Annotated in this window: 15 protein-coding genes; 6 read left to right on the top strand and 9 right to left on the bottom strand. The window is 63.0% G+C overall.

Annotated elements, in window-relative coordinates; genetic code table 11:
- Nucleotides 1-17: 17 nt before the first annotated feature.
- From AC1RNN_RS02685 to AC1RNN_RS02675, 3 genes are all read left to right on the top strand, one after another.
- On the top strand, nt 18-176 hold the full coding sequence (locus AC1RNN_RS02685) for a DUF1328 domain-containing protein (protein ID WP_493086209.1): 159 nt from the start codon (nt 18-20) through the stop codon (nt 174-176).
- A 126-nt stretch (nt 177-302) separates the two neighbouring features.
- Nucleotides 303-611, top strand: a complete 309-nt coding sequence (locus tag AC1RNN_RS02680; protein ID WP_493087075.1) for a BON domain-containing protein — start codon at nt 303-305, stop codon at nt 609-611.
- 159 nt (nt 612-770) lie between these two features.
- Nucleotides 771-4,091, top strand: coding sequence for an EAL domain-containing protein (locus tag AC1RNN_RS02675; protein ID WP_493086211.1), 3,321 nt, complete (start codon nt 771-773; stop codon nt 4,089-4,091).
- Here AC1RNN_RS02675 and AC1RNN_RS02670 read toward each other — a convergent pair.
- Nucleotides 4,088-5,029: a TFIIB-type zinc ribbon-containing protein gene (locus AC1RNN_RS02670; protein WP_493086213.1), complete on the bottom strand. Its 942-nt coding sequence runs from the start codon at nt 5,027-5,029 to the stop codon at nt 4,088-4,090. The genes AC1RNN_RS02675 and AC1RNN_RS02670 overlap by 4 nt on opposite strands.
- A 139-nt stretch (nt 5,030-5,168) precedes the next feature.
- Between AC1RNN_RS02670 and AC1RNN_RS02665 the strand changes: the two genes are divergently transcribed.
- Nucleotides 5,169-5,942, top strand: coding sequence for an exodeoxyribonuclease III (locus tag AC1RNN_RS02665; protein WP_493086215.1), 774 nt, complete (start codon nt 5,169-5,171; stop codon nt 5,940-5,942).
- Between the two features lie 94 nt (nt 5,943-6,036).
- On the opposite strand, the gene ntrC is transcribed toward AC1RNN_RS02665, so the two are convergent.
- The 7 genes from ntrC to AC1RNN_RS02630 all read right to left on the bottom strand — a co-directional run bounded on the left by ntrC (nt 6,037) and on the right by AC1RNN_RS02630 (nt 13,493).
- Nucleotides 6,037-7,581, bottom strand: a complete 1,545-nt coding sequence (ntrC, locus tag AC1RNN_RS02660; protein ID WP_493086217.1) for a nitrogen regulation protein NR(I) — start codon at nt 7,579-7,581, stop codon at nt 6,037-6,039.
- Nucleotides 7,582-7,609: 28 nt separating this feature from the next.
- Nucleotides 7,610-8,680, bottom strand: a complete 1,071-nt coding sequence (gene glnL / locus AC1RNN_RS02655) for a nitrogen regulation protein NR(II) (RefSeq protein WP_493086219.1) — start codon at nt 8,678-8,680, stop codon at nt 7,610-7,612.
- A gap of 51 nt (nt 8,681-8,731) precedes the next feature.
- Nucleotides 8,732-9,244, bottom strand: coding sequence for a hypothetical protein (locus AC1RNN_RS02650; protein WP_493086221.1), 513 nt, complete (start codon nt 9,242-9,244; stop codon nt 8,732-8,734).
- Between the two features lie 182 nt (nt 9,245-9,426).
- Complete coding sequence (gene glnA, locus AC1RNN_RS02645; protein ID WP_493086222.1) at nt 9,427-10,842, bottom strand: type I glutamate--ammonia ligase; 1,416 nt, start codon at nt 10,840-10,842, stop codon at nt 9,427-9,429.
- 221 nt (nt 10,843-11,063) lie between these two features.
- The gene (locus tag AC1RNN_RS02640) at nt 11,064-11,873 is read right to left on the bottom strand and encodes a competence/damage-inducible protein A (protein WP_493086224.1); all 810 of its coding nucleotides are present in this window, start codon (nt 11,871-11,873) and stop codon (nt 11,064-11,066) included.
- Nucleotides 11,870-12,739, bottom strand: coding sequence for an EI24 domain-containing protein (locus tag AC1RNN_RS02635; RefSeq protein ID WP_493086225.1), 870 nt, complete (start codon nt 12,737-12,739; stop codon nt 11,870-11,872). Before AC1RNN_RS02635 ends, AC1RNN_RS02640 begins: the two co-directional genes overlap by 4 nt.
- Before the next feature lie 4 nt (nt 12,740-12,743).
- Nucleotides 12,744-13,493, bottom strand: a complete 750-nt coding sequence (locus tag AC1RNN_RS02630) for a pseudouridine synthase (RefSeq protein ID WP_493086226.1) — start codon at nt 13,491-13,493, stop codon at nt 12,744-12,746.
- 67 nt (nt 13,494-13,560) lie between these two features.
- Here AC1RNN_RS02630 and AC1RNN_RS02625 point away from each other — a divergent pair, with 67 nt between their 5' ends.
- Entirely contained in the window at nt 13,561-15,108 is a 1,548-nt protein-coding gene (locus tag AC1RNN_RS02625) for a DUF3369 domain-containing protein (RefSeq protein WP_493086227.1), read from the top strand.
- 56 nt (nt 15,109-15,164) lie between these two features.
- A complete protein-coding gene (locus AC1RNN_RS02620) occupies nt 15,165-15,854 on the top strand; it encodes a hypothetical protein (protein ID WP_493086228.1) in 690 nt (229 codons plus the stop codon).
- A gap of 10 nt (nt 15,855-15,864) precedes the next feature.
- Here the strand turns inward: AC1RNN_RS02620 and AC1RNN_RS02615 are convergent, their stop codons facing one another.
- Nucleotides 15,865-16,533, bottom strand: a complete 669-nt coding sequence (locus tag AC1RNN_RS02615) for a transaldolase family protein (protein WP_493086229.1) — start codon at nt 16,531-16,533, stop codon at nt 15,865-15,867.
- Between the last annotated feature and the right edge of the window lie 2 nt (nt 16,534-16,535).

Genomic DNA, 16,535 nt, shown 5'->3' with positions numbered 1-16,535 from the left:
CCCTGGAGGAGCTGCATATGTTGCACTACGCCGTCGTCTTTTTTGTCATCGCCCTGATTGCGGCCCTGTTTGGTTTTGGCGGTATTGCCGCCAGTGCCATTGGCATCGCAAAAATCCTGTTCTTCATCTTTCTGGTCCTGGCCGTCGTCAGTGCCCTGTTTGGCATTCTCAAATGACGCGGGGCCTTGCCTCGTAACGCTGTAGCGCGGCGAAGTGCCACCGTTCCGCCCACCGGCAGTGGGGCTCGTCACTGCTTCTGTTTTTCCCATTTCTTCCACTTCAACCGGAGATTCACCATGGACATGCGCGCAACCCTTGCCATTATTTTCACCACCCTCGCCCTGCTCTTCACGGCAGGCTGCGCCGTCACCCGCGACCAGCAAACCGTGGGCGCCTATGTGGACGATGCGGCCATCACCACCACGGTTAAGAGCCGTTTTGTCGAGAACAAGTCCGTGGACGCCGCAGCGATAAGCGTCGAGACGCTCAACGGTACGGTGATGCTTTCGGGCTTTGCCAAGAACGCCAATGAGAAGTCCACTGCCGAAACGATTGCTCGCGGTGTGAAGGGCGTCAAAGCGGTGAAGAATGAGATCGCCGTCCGCCCTTGAGCGACCCAGGGACCTTGATGTCCTCCCACGCCCCGCCCCGCACGCGTCCCCGCATGCGGGGCTTTTTTTGGACCTCTTGCCGCCAGGAATGCAGCAGTAGAACATTCACGCCGACTGGTGCAGAATTGATGCGTCACATGTCAGGGACCCAGGGACTCTGTGCGCACATATTCCAGCTTCGAAACCAAGGTGCTGGCGGCTTTCGTGGCTGCCGCTGTGGTGGTGGCCGGGTTGTTCAGTGCGACCTGGAAACTGGCCGGCGATGCTGGCGAGGCCGCCCACATGGTCGGCCACACCCATGAGGTGATCAGCCGGCTGGCCCAGGTCCGGGGCGACACCCTGCAGATCGAAATCAGCACCCAGAACTACCGCGTCACCGGGAACAACAACTTCCTGGTGGATCGCAACACCCGCACCGCCATGCGCGAAGAACAGATGCGCGAGCTGCTGCGGCTGACCAGCGACAACCCGCTGCAGCAGCACAACTGGGCCCAACTGCGCGAAGTGCTCAATGAACGCATGCGCATCTCGCGCGAGGTGGAAGCCCTGCGCAAGACACAGGGGGCAGAGGCTGCCAACGCCTACGTCGCTGCCGCGCCTATCCAGGCAACCCGCGAACGCACCTACAGGCTGCTGGCGGACATGGAGAGGGAGGAAAACCGGCTACTCACCGAACGCGACCTGGCCCAGGCCCATACCCGCAGCACCCTGATTGGCGTGGGCGCCGTGGTGGCACTCCTACTGCTGGCCCTGCTATCCACCACCTATATCCTCATCCGCCGCCAACTGCAACTGACTCAGGCCAGCCAACGCGCACTGGCGCTGAGCGAGCAAAGCCTGGCCACCACCCTGCACTCGATTGGCGACGGCGTGCTGGCCACCGACACCGAGGGGCGCGTCACCCGCATGAACATGGTGGCCGAGCAGCTCACCGGCTGGCCGCTGGCCGAAGCCCGGGGGCGCCTGATCGAAGAGGTGTTCCGCATCGTGCACGAGGGTACCCACATGCCTATGGAGCTACCTGTGGCGCGCGCCCTCGCCACGGGCCAGGTGCAGGAGCTGGCCAACCACACCGCGCTGCTGCACCGCGATGGCTCGCAATGCCCGATTGCCGACAGTGCCGCCCCTATCCGCGATGCCGACGGCACCATCACCGGGGTGGTGCTGGTGTTTCGCGATGAAACCCTGCCGCGTCAGGCGCGGCGGGCCGTGCAGCAGCAGAATGCCGAACTGGAGTTGCGCGTGCAGCAGCGCACTAGCCAATTGCGCGAAACGCAGGAGCACCTGCAAGGCGTGATCAGCACCATGCCAGCCATGATTGCCTACGTAAACGCGCAGCAGCGCTATGTGTACGTCAACCAGCAGTACCACGCACGCTTTGCCCCAGGACGCAACGACATCGTGGGCTGCACGGTGCAGGAGATTCTGGGCGACGAGCGCTATGCCGTCGCTGCACCGCTGATCACCCAGGCGCTGAAGGGCGAAAAACAGAGCTACGACTGGCACCCTTCGCCCGAGGTCTGGCAGGCCATCGAATACACCCCCAAGCGCGACGCGGCAGGCACCGTGGTCGGTTACTACATGCTGGGGACCGACATCACCGAGCGCAAGCGCAACGAAGAACAGATCCAGGGCCTGAACCGGGAACTGGCCCAGCGCGTGGAAGAGCTGGAACAGGCCACGCGCGGCCTGCGCACCCTGAGCGCCGGCAACCGCACCATGTTGCGTGCCACGCATGAACACGGGCTGCTGCAAAGCATGTGCGATGCCATCGTCAATACCGGAGGCTACAGCGCGGCAGTGGTCGCCTATCTGGACGACGCCGGCCGCTCCCTGCGCGCCATGGCCCACAGCGGCCTGGAGACCGCCCTATCGGCGCTGCAAGTGCACTGGAGCGCCGACAGCGCCGAGGCCAGCCAGCGTATGGACGAACTGCGCATGCGCGGGCACTGCACCATATCTGCCCTGCCCGGCGTCCACCAGGCCGGCATTGCCTGCCCCATACGCATCGATGGCGTTCTGACTGGTGCACTGTTCATCCATGACGCGCGGGCGCTGGACTTCGAGAAGGAAGAAATCGCGCTGCTGGGTGAGTCGGCCGATGATCTGGCCTTCGGCATCGCCACGCTGCGCGCCCGCGCAGCGCAGCAGGAGTTCCAGGACACCATGTACCGCATGACGCGCTCCGACGCGCTAACCGGCCTGCCCAACGAATTCCATTTCACCGAGCTGCTCAATGCCGCCATCGAGGCCAGTACGCACCAGCCCCGGCGTTTTGCCGTGATACAGGCGAATGTGGAGCGCTTGAGCGAGATCAACGACGCGCTGGGCTTCAGCCAGGGAGACCAGATCCTGCGCGACTTTGGCGCGCGCGTGGTGGCCGCTGCCCCTCTGCAAGCCCAGGTGGCACGCCTGCGCGGCGATGAGTTCGCCATGCTGCTGCCCGGCTGCGACCTGGCTGCCGCACTGGAGACCGCCCAGCAGCTGGAGACCCAGCTGTCACAGCCCTTCCCGGTAGCCGGCATTTCATTGCAGGTGTCGGCCAAGATGGGGCTGAGCCTGTTCCCCGACCACGGGCGTACCACGCACGATCTGTACCGCCACACGGACATCGCCATGCACCAGGCCAAGAAACGTGGCGTGGCGCTGGTCGTCTTCGACCCGGTGAACAACCCCAACCGCTCCTACCGCCTGAACATGGCCGGCGAGCTGCAGCACGCCATCCGGTCGGGCGAGCTGCGCCTGTACGTGCAGCCCAAGGTCTCCTTCCACAGCGGCGAGGTCTGCGGCGCCGAAGGCCTGGTGCGCTGGCAGCACCCTACGCGCGGCCTGGTACCCCCGGGCGAGTTCATCGAGCTGGCCGAACACACCGGCCTGATCCAGCCGCTGACCGAATGGGTGATCGAAACCGCCATGCGCCAGACGCAGGAGTGGGAGCGCCAGAATCACCCGCTACCGATCGCGGTGAACCTCTCGGCCCGCAATCTGCACGACGAAAGCCTGTTGGGCAAGATTCGCGACTGGCAAACCACCCTGGGTACCCAGGCCAGTTGGCTGGAGCTGGAGATCACCGAAAGCGCCGTCATGGCAGACGCCGAGCTGGCGCTGCGCGTGCTGCACAGCCTGCGCGAAAGCGGCATATCCCTCTACATCGACGACTTCGGCACCGGCTACTCCTCGCTGAGTTACCTGCAGAAACTGCCGGTGGAGTACATCAAGATTGACCAGTCCTTTGTGCGCCATCTCGACCACGACAAGGACTCTGCACTGATCGTGCGCTCCACCATCGACCTAGCCCACGACCTGGGCCGCAAGACCGTGGCCGAGGGTGTGGAAACCCAGGCCCAGTGGGACCAGTTGGTCGCGCTGGGCTGCGACATCGCGCAGGGTTACCTCATTGCCAAGCCCATGCCGGCAGAAGACTTTCTGGCCTGGCATGCCAGTTACCTGGCGCGCAACACTGTCCGGCCCCGAGGCTAGCGCCAGCCTCCAAACAGCAGCCACATCAGCACCAGCCCAAACACCAGCTTGGCCAGATGCCTCGGCAAGCTTTCCGGCAAGTCGTCTTCCGGCGTGCTGTCTGCCTTGCCAAACGCGGATTTGAAAAGCCCCAGCGTGCGGTGGAATTGGGTGGCGCGGTAATCCCCCGATTTACGCCCCATCCAGGGCCCCAGCGGCTTGCGGGCAGGCGTCGCCCGCAACAAGGGCTCTACCGCATCCAGCAGGGGCCGAATGCTGCGCAGCTCGGTCCACACCACGGCGTGGTGGCAGCGCGGACAGTGGGCCTGCCCCGCAGGGTCCAGCGGCTGGCCGCAGCCCTGGCAGGCCAGCGCCAGCGGCTTGACGCCCTCAACACCCACCACCGTGCTGCCGTGGCGCACCAGCAAGGCCGAGACCAGCCGGGGCAGATCCACCATCAACAGCGGACTGGTGCAATACGCGCACTGTTCGGCGCCAGCAGCATGGTCGCCAGCGCCGCATTGCATGCACACCAGCGACCGACCCTGCCGGGCCAGGGCACTGCGATCCGCAGGCAGCACGGCGCGCAACAGGCCACGCTCCGCCAGCAGGTGGGTCAGGGTTTGCAACTGCCCATGCCCCACGCGGCACTCCAGCGCTGCCGTGCGGCCAAAGCGCGTCTGGTTGCGCACGGGCACCAGCGCGGCGCTGCAGCGCACACAGGCCATGCGGGCAGGCAAAACCGCCGAGGTGCTCGCTGGATCCAGCATGTCCCGCAGCAACTGCAGCCAGCCAAGGCCGGACAGTCGCACCGACTCAAACACATCGAACCAGACCAGATGGCAGGTGGTGCACAAGTCCACCTCCACCGACTTGCCGTAATGTCCTTCCAGAACAGCATGGTGCAACGCCTGCTGGCAGCCGGGGCACTGGGACAAAGCGGGAGACATGGCTTGCATGGGGAAAGGAATCCGGAAAAACGAAGACCAGTCAGGCGGTGGCTGCGGCGCAAGATGCGAAAATGCGCCGCAACCGTATCGGACACCCATTGTGGCATTCGCCACGGGTGCGCCCCACCCGCCTAACACCATCCTCCCCATGAAACTTGCCACCTGGAACGTGAACTCTTTGGGCGTGCGCCTGCCACAGGTGCTGGACTGGCTGGCCACCAATCCGGTGGACGTGCTGGCGCTGCAGGAACTCAAGCTCACCGACGACAAGTTCCCCGCAGATGCCTTTGCCGCCGCCGGCTACCAGGCCCAATGGTTTGGCCAGAAAACCTACAACGGCGTAGCCCTGCTCACCCGCACGCCAGCCACCGACGTACTCAAGAACATCCCCGGTTTTGACGACGAAATGGCCCGAGTCATCACCGGCACGGTAGACGGCGTTCGCGTCATAGGCGCCTACTTCCCCAACGGGCAGGAGCCCGGCAGCGACAAGTTTGAGTACAAGATGGAGTGGCTGGCTGCCTTGCGCCGCTGGGTCAAGGACGAACTGACGCGGCATCCCCAACTGGTCATCATGGGCGACTACAACATCACCTTTGATGACGACGACGTGTGGGACCCCGAAGGCCTGTTCGAGACCATCCACTGCACGGAAGAGGAGCGCTACCACCTGCGCGCCCTCATCGCCTTGGGCCTGCACGACAGCCACCGCCTGTTTGAGCATCCGCCCAAAAGCTTCAGCTGGTGGGACTACCGTGACGCAGGCTTCCGGCGCAACCGCGGTTTGCGCATCGACCACATCCTGGTGAGCGAAGCCCTGCGCCCGCGTGTCACTTCCTGCGAAATCGACAAGACCCCGCGCAAGAACGAACGCCCCAGTGACCACGCGCCGGTGGTGGTGGAAATAGCCCCCGCCAACTGACACAAAAAAGCCGACGCATGCGTCGGCTTTTTGCTATGGTTTCAGAAGCTGCTTGCGCAGATTCCACGGGGGCTAGGGCCAAAAAAACCAACAACTACTCCAGGCCCAGCTCCTGGATCTTGCGGGTAATGGTGTTGCGACCAATACCCAGCTTGTGCGCGGCCTCAATGCGGCGGCCCTTGGTATTGGCCAGCGCCGCCAGAATCAGGCGCGACTCGAAACGGCGCGTGAGCGTATCCCACACCTCGGGCTGGCCGGAACCCAGCAAGGCGACCGCTTCGGTCTCCAGCTCGGCCTCCCAACCTTCCAGCGGGCCATGGGCTGCCGCAGCGCGGGCCAGCACATGTGACAGGTCTTCCGGTTCGCCAGCGCCAGCGACCAACGGGTGGGCTTCCAGCGGCACGTCCTTGAGCTGGGCTTCGGGCGCCGCCGTAAGCACAGGCTTGGCCGGAATGGACTCTCCGTTTTCCGCGCGGCCGGTGCTGACTTCGGGCGGCAAGTCCTTGCGCTCGATCACCTGGGCTGGTGCCATGACGGTGAGCCAGTGGCAGATGTTTTCCAGCTGGCGCACATTGCCAGGGAAGCCAAAGCCTTCCAGCCAGGCCAAGGCCGGGTCGGAAATGCGCTTGGGCTCCACGCCGAGCTGCTTGGCGCTTTGTTGCAGGAAATGGCGTGTCAGCATGGCCACGTCTTCCTTGCGCTCACGCAGGGCCGGCAGACGCAGACGGATCACGTTGAGGCGATGGAACAAGTCTTCACGGAAGACCCCGTCCTTGACGCGCTGCTCAAGGTTCTGGTGGGTGGCCGCGATGACACGCACATTCGACTTGACGGCACTGTGGCCGCCCACACGGTAGAAGTGCCCGTCAGACAGCACGCGCAGCAGGCGCGTTTGCAACTCAAACGGCATGTCGCCAATTTCGTCGAGAAACAGCGTGCCGCCATCGGCCTGCTCAAAGCGGCCGCGACGCATGGTCTGCGCACCGGTGAAGGCGCCGCGCTCATGGCCGAACAGCTCGCTCTCCAGCAGGTCTTTCGGGATGGCGGCGGTGTTGATCGCCACAAAGGGGCCATCGGAGCGCGGCGAGTGCTTGTGCAGCGCACGGGCGACCAGCTCTTTGCCGGAGCCGGACTCGCCGGTGATCATGACGGTGACATTGCTCTGGCTGAGGCGGCCAATGGCACGGAATACGTCCTGCATGGCGGGCGCCTGGCCCAGCATCTCGGGCGACTCGGCCATGCGCTCTTCGCTCACCTCTTCGCGCTGGCTTTCTTCCACCGCGCGGCGGATCAGCTCCACCGCCTTGGGCAGATCGAAGGGCTTGGGCAGGTACTCGAACGCGCCGCCCTGGAAGGCGCTGACCGCACTGTCCAGATCCGAGAAGGCCGTCATGATGATGACAGGCAGGCCGGGGTGTTTGGCTTTGACTTTTTCGAGCAGGTCCAGACCCGAACCACCGGGCATGCGAATGTCGCTGACCAGGATCTGCGGGCCTTCATCGTCCGCGGCCGTAGCCAGCGCACTCAATACATCGCGTGGATTGGAAAAGCTGCGCGTGGGCAAATGCTCGCGCAACAGCGCCTTCTCCAGCACGAAGCGGATGGACTGGTCATCATCTACGATCCAAATCGGCTTCATGTCGTGGCGCACCCTTGTGTTCTTGTGTTTACGGTAACGGAATCAGGATCTTGAAGTCCGTACGGCCCGGCACGCTGTCCACTTCGATCAGTCCGTGGTGTTGTTGAACAAAGGTTTGCGCCAATGTCAGCCCCAGCCCCGAACCGCCCTCTCTGCCCGACACCAGCGGATAAAAAATGCGGTCTCTGATCGAATCTGGCACGCCAGGTCCGTTGTCGATCACATGCAATTCCAATGCCAACCGATAGCGCTGTTTACCAAAGGTAACCTGCCGCGTCACACGTGTACGGAATGTCAGATTCGCATCCCCTGCCGCGATGCGTTCGGCCAGGGCCTGGCAGGCGTTGTGGGCAATGTTGAGCACGGTCTGGATCAACTGCTCGCGATCGCCACGGAACTCGGGAATGGAGATGTCGTAATCGCGCACGACGCGAAGTCCCTTGGGGAACTCCGCCAAGATGAGGGAGCGCACACGCTCGCAGACTTCGTGGATGTTCACGTCACCCACCAGGTGCGGGCGACGGTGTGGCGCGAGCAGGCGGTCCACCAGACTTTGCAGGCGGTCGGCCTCGTGGATGATGACCTGCGTGTACTCGGTCAGCTCGGGGGACTCCATCTCCATCTCAAGCAACTGTGCCGCACCGCGAATGCCGCCCAGCGGGTTCTTAATCTCATGCGCCAGATTGCGGATCAGCTCCTTGTTGGTCTGGGCCTGTTCGGCCAGGCGCTCTTCGCGGTCCTGCCGGGTCTGCTGCTCCAGCGGCACCATCTCGACGATGATGTCTTCGGAAAATTCGGTACGCGTCACGATCACGTGGACCGGCATCGGCTCCAGCCCCGCACGCTTGAGCCAAGCGTCGTAACGCAGCGCGGCAAAGGCATTCTCGGAAGCGCCTTCCAACGCACTTTGCAGCACGGCCGGTTCGGTGAACATCTCGGCAAAGCTGGAGCCCATGATGGTCCGGCGCGAAGTGCCCAGCGCATCTTCGAGCGCGGCATTGGAGAACAGCACGCTGGCATCAGCCTGGACGACTGCCACAAGTGTCGCCAGCAGATCAAAGCTGGCAAAACGTTCAGAAACAGGTTCGGCTCGGTTCACGGCTGGTGACTACTTGATTGGATGGCGCGCCATAGGCGCGCTGCGGTGGGCTTACTTGGCCACAGACACCGGCGTCGTTGCGGCAGGCACACGGCCCAGCTCACGGCGAATGCCTGCGATGTCGCTCTCGTTGCGGGCAATCGCCGCCTTGAGTTCAGCAACACGGTCAAGGTATTTCTGGTGGTTGCGGGTTTCGGGGCCCAGTTTTTCGGGCTCACCGTTGTTGTATTCCTTGAGCAACTCGATCTGTTTGGCCTCGGCCTTCTTGAGCTCAGCTTCAAGAATCAGGCGGGCATCGGAGTCTTTTGCGCGCTGGTCGGCGGAGTCAATGCGGGGCGCGCTGGAAGTGCTCCCGCTAGACGCCACCTTGACACCGGTATTGGCTGCAGGCTTGGTCCCCTGCACCACGGTCACGTTCCCTCCCGACACCAGCTTGCAGTTCTTGGCCTGGGCTTCACTGACGGTGTTGGTGTACTCGTTGCCGCAACGGTAAATGCGGTCCTGCGCCAGCGCATTGCCGGCGCACGCCAAGGCCATCAGGGAAAAGAGAAGAGAGGTTTTCATGCAGTGTCCGCGCCAACAGAGCCTAGGCGCCTGTTTCAGTATGCGCCAAAAAGTGCCCAAAAACAAAAAGTGCCCCAGTATCCATTCGCATTGGACCGGAATCTGTGTCACTTTGTTTGCAAAAAAAAGGACGGCTTGCGCCGTCCTTTTTGCCTGTAGCGCTGCCGGGTAGGCAGCAGACATTACAGGGAGTAGTACATATCGTATTCGACAGGGTGGGGAGCCATGCGGAAACGGGTCACTTCAGACATCTTCAGTTCGATGTAGGCATCGAGCATGGAGTCAGTGAATACGCCACCCTTGGTCAGGAAGCCGCGGTCCTTGTCGAGATATTCCAGGGCCTGGTCGAGGCTGTGGCACACGGTCGGCACCTTTGCATCTTCCTCGGGAGGCAGATGGTAGAGGTCCTTGGTGGCAGCTTCGCCGGGGTGGATCTTGTTTTCCACGCCATCCAGACCGGCCATCATCAGTGCAGAGAAAGCGAGGTAGGGGTTGGCAGATGGATCGGGGAAGCGCGCTTCGATACGACGGCCCTTGGGGTTTGCCACAAAGGGAATACGGATGGAGGCGGAGCGGTTGCGGGCAGAGTAAGCCAGCTTCACGGGCGCTTCGAAACCGGGAACCAGGCGCTTGTAGCTGTTGGTGCCGGGGTTGGTGATGGCATTCAGGGCACGGGCGTGCTTGATGATGCCGCCGATGTAGTACAGGGCGAAATCAGACAGGCCAGCGTAGCCGTCGCCTGCGAACAGGTTCTTGCCGTCTTTCCAGATGGATTGGTGCACGTGCATGCCGGAACCGTTGTCGCCAGCGTAGGGCTTGGGCATAAAGGTGGCGGTCTTGCCGTAGGCATTGGCCACGTTCCAGACCACGTACTTCAGGTTCTGGGTCCAGTCGGCGCGCTCCACCAGGGTGGAGAACTTGGTGCCGATTTCGTTCTGGCCAGCGCCCGCCACTTCGTGGTGGAACACTTCAACCGGAATGCCCAGGGATTCGAGGATCAGGGACATTTCGGCGCGCATGTCTTGCGTGCTGTCGACGGGAGGAACGGGGAAGTAGCCGCCCTTGGTGGTGGGACGGTGGCCGCGGTTGCCGCCTTCGAGCTGTTTGCCGGAGTTCCAGGGTGCTTCGTATTCTTCGATTTCGAAGCCAACCTTGCCGGGTTCGTTGGACCAGCGCACACCGTCGAACAGGAAGAACTCAGGCTCGGGTCCGAAGTAGGCGGTGTCACCCATGCCGGAGGCCTTCAGGTAGGCTTCAGCGCGCTTGGCAATGGAGCGGGGGTCACGATCGTAGGCCTTGCCGTCGGAAGGCTCAACCACGTCGCACTGCAGGAACAGAGTGGTTTCTTCGAAGAAGGGGTCAATGTTGGCCGTGTTGGGGTCAGGCATCAACTGCATGTCGGAGGCTTCAATGCCCTTCCAGCCAGCGATGGAGGAACCGTCGAAGGCATGGCCGGATGTGAACTTGTCTTCGTCGAAAGCGGAAATCGGCACGGTCACGTGCTGTTCTTTACCGCGGGTATCGGTGAAACGGAAGTCAACGAACTTGACTTCATTCTCTTTCACCAGTTTCATCACGTCTGCGACGGTCTTGGCCATCAAATACTCCTGTTGCACGGTTGTAAAAAGAATTGCCCTGCTCACAATGCAGCTTTTGTGCCAAAGCACAGGGCTCTGGCGTTTCGGCAAACGGGGCTATTTTGCCCCGATAAAGCCGGCATTTTCCGGTGCGCACCGTAAAGAAGCGCACTGGTAACCCGCCACACACCCAGAATGCACCAAACAAGTGCAATCCAATGACGCACCAAATTGATGCAATTTCAAGAGCGCACCAAGTTCGGGCCCAACGACAAGTCCATACCTGCAAGAGCCGCGCGCAGCGCCCCGAAAGCCGCCTCCACCGCCGCCGGCGCCCCCTTGACGCCCAGCTCAATATGGCGCCCCCATTCGGGGTGGTCCACACTGGGGAGGCTGAAGACCTTGATCGGGTGCTCGCGCTCCAGTGCTTCCATCAAGGGCGTGAGCGCGGACTCAATGGCACCAAAGATGATCACGGAACGCTCCAGATGCGCCTCGCGCACAAACAGGTGGGAATAGCGGCGATCCAGCACCGAGGCCACCATGGGCCAGGCCATGACGGGGAAGCCCGGCACAAAGTGCACATGCCCTCCTCCCTCGCCCACGCAGCTGAAACCGGGAATCTTGTTGTACGGGTTGGCAATGATCTCGGCCCCCTGCGGAAACACGCCCATATTGAGCCGGTGCTGGTTGTCTGCGCGGTTGGGCTCATAAGGCAAGCCCTGCTCGCGCGCCACGTCCTGCATGCGTTCGTAGATCAGGGCTTCGGCCTGCGGGTGCAGCACTAGGGGCAAGCCCAGCGCCCTCGCAGCACACTGGCGGGTGTGGTCATCGGGCGTCGCACCTATGCCGCCAAAAGAAAACACCACATCACCGGAGTCAAAGGCTCGCTTCAGGGTTTGCGTGATGCGCGCCGGGTCGTCTCCCACATAGTCAGCGTAGGCGACCTGCAGGCCACGCTCCCCCAGTAGTTCGATGGCCTTGGCAAGGTGCTTGTCGGCGCGCTTGCCGGAGAGGATTTCGTCTCCGATGATGAGCAGACCAAAGTTCATGGCAGCTCCAGGTGTTCGGCAGAAGGCTCCAGCATGGCCGGCTCCACGGGATCGGGGGTGGCAGCCGTGGCCTGCTCGCAGCGCATTTGCTGCAAGGCCGCCAGGCAGTAGTGGGTGAACCACAGGGAAGAGAAAGCGAAGATCAGGGTGTAGAGCCAGATGGAGAGCGGCACCAGCACCGGTGCCAGCGCCACCGCCACAAAGCCCACCGACCAGATCAGGCTGGGCGCCGCGCCCAGGTAGCCAGTGAACACCCCCATGCCAAGCAGCCACCAGCGATGGCGGCGCATCAGGGCGTGACGCTCATCGGCTGTGGCGTGGTCTGCCAGCGCGTCAAAGGCCAGCACGCGGTAGGTCAGCCAACCCCAGATCAGCGGCGGCAGCACCAGCACCAGGGGCGGCAACAGCCACAGCGGCATGGACAGCAACAGCAGGAACAGGGCGCCAACACTGGATACCAGCCCCCAGACCACGCTGACCAGGTAAGAAGCACCGCCAGTACGCTCCAGGGCAGGAAAGCGGCGCTGTGTGACCAGACGAACAATCATGGGCGTCATCAGCGTGGCGACCACCAGCAGGCTGGCCACCACGATGACGGGCGTGGCCAACGCGATCACGATGAGCGGCACCAGCACGGTCTTGAGCTTGCCGGCGCCCACCGATTCGAGCCAGGCCCAGATCTGGTTGAGCACGTCCGACGCCTCCAGCAGGCGCTGCACCGCGGCCAGCGCCGGGTCCATATAGAAGTAGCCCAAGCCCGCTATCAGGCCGATGACCAGCAGCAGAGGCAGCAGCGAGAGGCCGATGACCTTGGGGTGCAGGCAATAGGCGACGGAGCGCCAGAAGGCGTCGAGCATGGCATTCATGGGGTCACTCCTTGGCTTGTACCGCGGCCAGCTCGGCCGCACTCAACCAGCGCCATTGCCCGGGCGCCAGATCCGAGGGCAATGACACGCCACCGATGCGGGAGCGGTGCAGCCCTTCGACGCGGTTGCCCACGGCGGCCAGCATGCGCTTGACCTGGTGGTACTTGCCTTCCGTCAGCGTCAGGCGCAGGTGGAACTCGCTCACCGCCTCGCAGGCCGCAGCACGCACGGGCGCCGGGTCGTCGTCCAGCACCACACCGGCCAGCAGCTTCTGCACCTGCTTGTCGTCCAGCGCGTGCTTGACAGTGACCTCGTACACCTTGGGCACATGGTGGCGCGGCGAGCTCATCTTGTGGATGAACTTGCCGTCATCAGTGAGCAGCAGCATGCCCGTCGTGTCCTGGTCCAGCCGCCCCACCGCCTGCACACCCTGCACGGCAGCCTTCTGTGGCCGCATGCGCAAGGGCGAGGGCAACAGCGTGTAGATGCTGGGGTAGGTGGACGGCTTTTGCGAGCATTCGGTGCCCGCGGGTTTGTGCAACACCAGATAGGCCTTTTCGAAGTACTGCCACTCCACGCCCTGGACCCGGAAACGCAGGCCTTCCGCTACAAATTCAGTAGCTGCTTGCGCAACAACCACGGGGGCTGGATCGCCATCCGGCATATAAACGTGAACGTGGCCCTGCTGGATGAGTCCGGCACACACGCGGCGTGTGCCAAAGCCTTGCGAATAGAGTATTTCCTGGAGCTGCATGGGCCCTAGTATCGCAGCCACAATCCGATAGACTGTCAATCGTTCCCGCCCAACGAAAGACCGCCTCATGTCTGATGATTTGGTGTTTAGTGACGAGCAAGTTGAACCCAGCCACCGCAAGGCGCTGCCGCCATGGCAGATCCTGGTAGTGGATGACGAGCCTGCCGTGCACGAAGTCACCAAGCTGGTCATGTCGGACTTCGAGATGGACGGGCGCAGCCTGCACTTCACCCACTGCTACAGCGCAGCCGAGGCGCGCACCGTACTGGCCGAGCGCGATGACATTGCGCTGATCCTGCTGGACGTGGTGATGGAGTCCGAACATGCCGGGCTGGACCTGGCCCGCCACATCCGCGAAGAGCTGGGCAACCTCAATGTGCGCATCATCCTGCGCACCGGCCAACCCGGCCAAGCCCCCGAAGAACAGGTCATCCGCGACTACGACATCAACGACTACAAGGAAAAGACCGACCTCACACGGCGCAAGCTCATCACCGTGTTCTACGCTGGGCTGCGCGCCTACCGCGACCTCATGCGCATCGAGCAGGCCAGCCAGGGCCTGCGCCGCTCCATCGAAGCCATCAGCGAGGTCTGCGACTCGCGCAACCTGCGCAGCTTTGCCTCGGCCGTGCTGGAGCAGGTCAACTACCTGCTGGATCTCAATGGCGAGGGCCTGTGCGCCAGCCGCGTCTCCGCCTACACCGCCAACACCTCCTCGCAAGGCCAGCTCAAGGTGCTGGCTGCCACCGAGGCCTACTCCAAGCTCATGGTGGATGATGAGGTCAGCAAGCTGCCCGATAGCGTGCAGGAGGCCATTACCCGCGCGCTGCAGGAAAAAACCAGCCACCACGGCGAGCGCTACTACGCGGGCTACTTCCGCACCAAAGCCGGCAGTGAAAGCCTGATCTATATGGAGTTTGCCGAAGCGGTCAGCAGCCAGGCACATGAGCTGCTGGAGCTATTTGCACGCAACGTGGCCATCACCTACGACGGCCTGCTGCTGCGCGAGGACACCGAGCAGGCCCTGCGCGCCACCATTGGTATGCTGGGGCACGCCATCGAGCAGCGCAGTGGCGAACCTTCCCTCACGCTGCAACGCGTGGGCGATGTGGTCGCGCTGCTGGCTGCTGGCATGGGTAGCAGCGAAGAAGATGCCGAGCTGATGCGCGTGGCCGCCACCTTGCACGACGTGGGCAAGGTCAGCACTCCTGACGCCATCCTCACCAAACCTGGCTCGCTTACGCCTCAGGAGTGGGACGTCATGAAAACCCACGCCCGCTCGGGCCATGACCTGCTGGCACCCTCGCGCTTCCGCATCCACACCTTGGGCGCCCAGATGGCGCTGGAGCACCATGAGCGCTGGGATGGCAGCGGCTACCCCCAAGGCCTGGCAGGCACAGCCATCAGCCTGCCCGGGCGCATCGCTGCGGTAGCCGATGTGCTCGATGCCCTGGTTAACACCAGCAGCTACAAGCCTGTGGCCTGGACCGTGGAGGCGGCGCTGGACTACCTGCAAGCTGGCGCCGGCACCCATTTCGACCCCCAGCTTATTGCACTGCTGCAGACGCGCAAGGAGGCCATTGAGGCTATATACGCAAAGCGCACCGACATGTAAACTGCCTTGGAATAACGAAGCCACGCAAAGATGGCCTCATTTACAGGGTGGTGTCGATGCTGTTCCTTTCTTTTGTACTGGGGGTGTTGCTGGGTGCCGCCCTGCTCTTCTGGCGCAACCGCTACATGGAACGACAACGCCGCCGCATCCCGGCAAGCTGGCCCCTGAAAACCCGCCCACTGGTCAACACCCAGGAGCGCAAAGTCTGGATCTGGCTGACCAAGGTCATGTTTGACCAGCAGATCCTGATCAAGCTCCCCGTCACCCGCTTCACCGCTCCCTCCAACCAGGCTGAAGCCACGCACTGGTACAAGCTGCTCAACGGTGTCTATTGCACATTCACCATCTGCAGCCTGGATGGCAAAGTCATCGGCTGCGTGGATGTCCCCGGCCCCAACGGCCTGTCCCTCGGTAACCAGACCCTCAAACACAGCCTGCTGGACCAATGCAGCATCCGCTACTGGGTGGTGGACCCCGCCAACCTGCCCCACCTGAGCCAGATTCGCGCAGCCTTTCTGGGCGAGCAAGCCGCCCACACCACCGCCAGCCAACCGCTGGACTCGCGCTTCCAGGACATGCGTGAACACCTGCACGCCGTGGTCACCCGCCGACGTCAAAGCAAGGAAGCCGAGGGCACAACACCCTCCGGGCTCACGCCACTCGCCTCGGAATTCCCCGAGAGCCGGCTGGCCTCGGGCTGGGAGCTGAACTCTTTCGTAACGCCCCTGGACAGCCGCAACGACTGAGGCAATCCGTTCAGGCGCTACGCAGGCTGGCTTGAATATCTCTCTCGAATTGCTGGACAGCCGCCTGCGTCAAGGCATCTTCGCTCCAGGCAATCAGGCTGGCAGGTGGCAGGGTCACCGCCGCAGCCCCCATCGCCATCAGTTGCGCCAGCACATCCGCCGACTTGATGCTGGCCGCCAGCAGCTGAGGCCCCTGCGCCTGCTGGGCCACACAGGCTTGCATCAGAGCCCAGACATTGCGCCCGTCATTGACAAGGCGCCCCACGTACGGCGCCACATACTGGGCCTGCATGTCACGCGCCCACAGCAGTTGCACAGGGTTGGACAGGCCGGTGAGCAAGATGTCCTGATCCTGTGAACGCAGCCAGCGAATGCACGCTTCCCAGTCCGGCATGCATGGCAGCTTGATGGTGAGCTGCACCGACAGCTGTTGCGACAGCGCCCGCAAGGGCTCCACCCACTCTTTTGCCTGCGTCACATCGGAGCTGGGTAGCTGCAGCATGAGTTCGGCAAAGCCGTGGTCGGCGGCTGCACGCACAAGGTCCTGGTACGCGGCGAGACTGACTGGCAGCCCGGCCTGATGAACCAGGCTGGGGTTGGTGGTCACCCCCGCCACCTTGGGGCAGCCGGCTGGCAGCTTCCAAGCACCGACCTGGGCGGAATCCAGATAAATCTTCATGC

The sequence above is a fragment of the Rhodoferax sp. GW822-FHT02D07 genome (genome assembly GCF_058802405.1).
The sequence above is the reverse complement of the archived record's forward strand: the minus strand, read 5'-3'. Positions and strand labels throughout refer to the sequence as shown.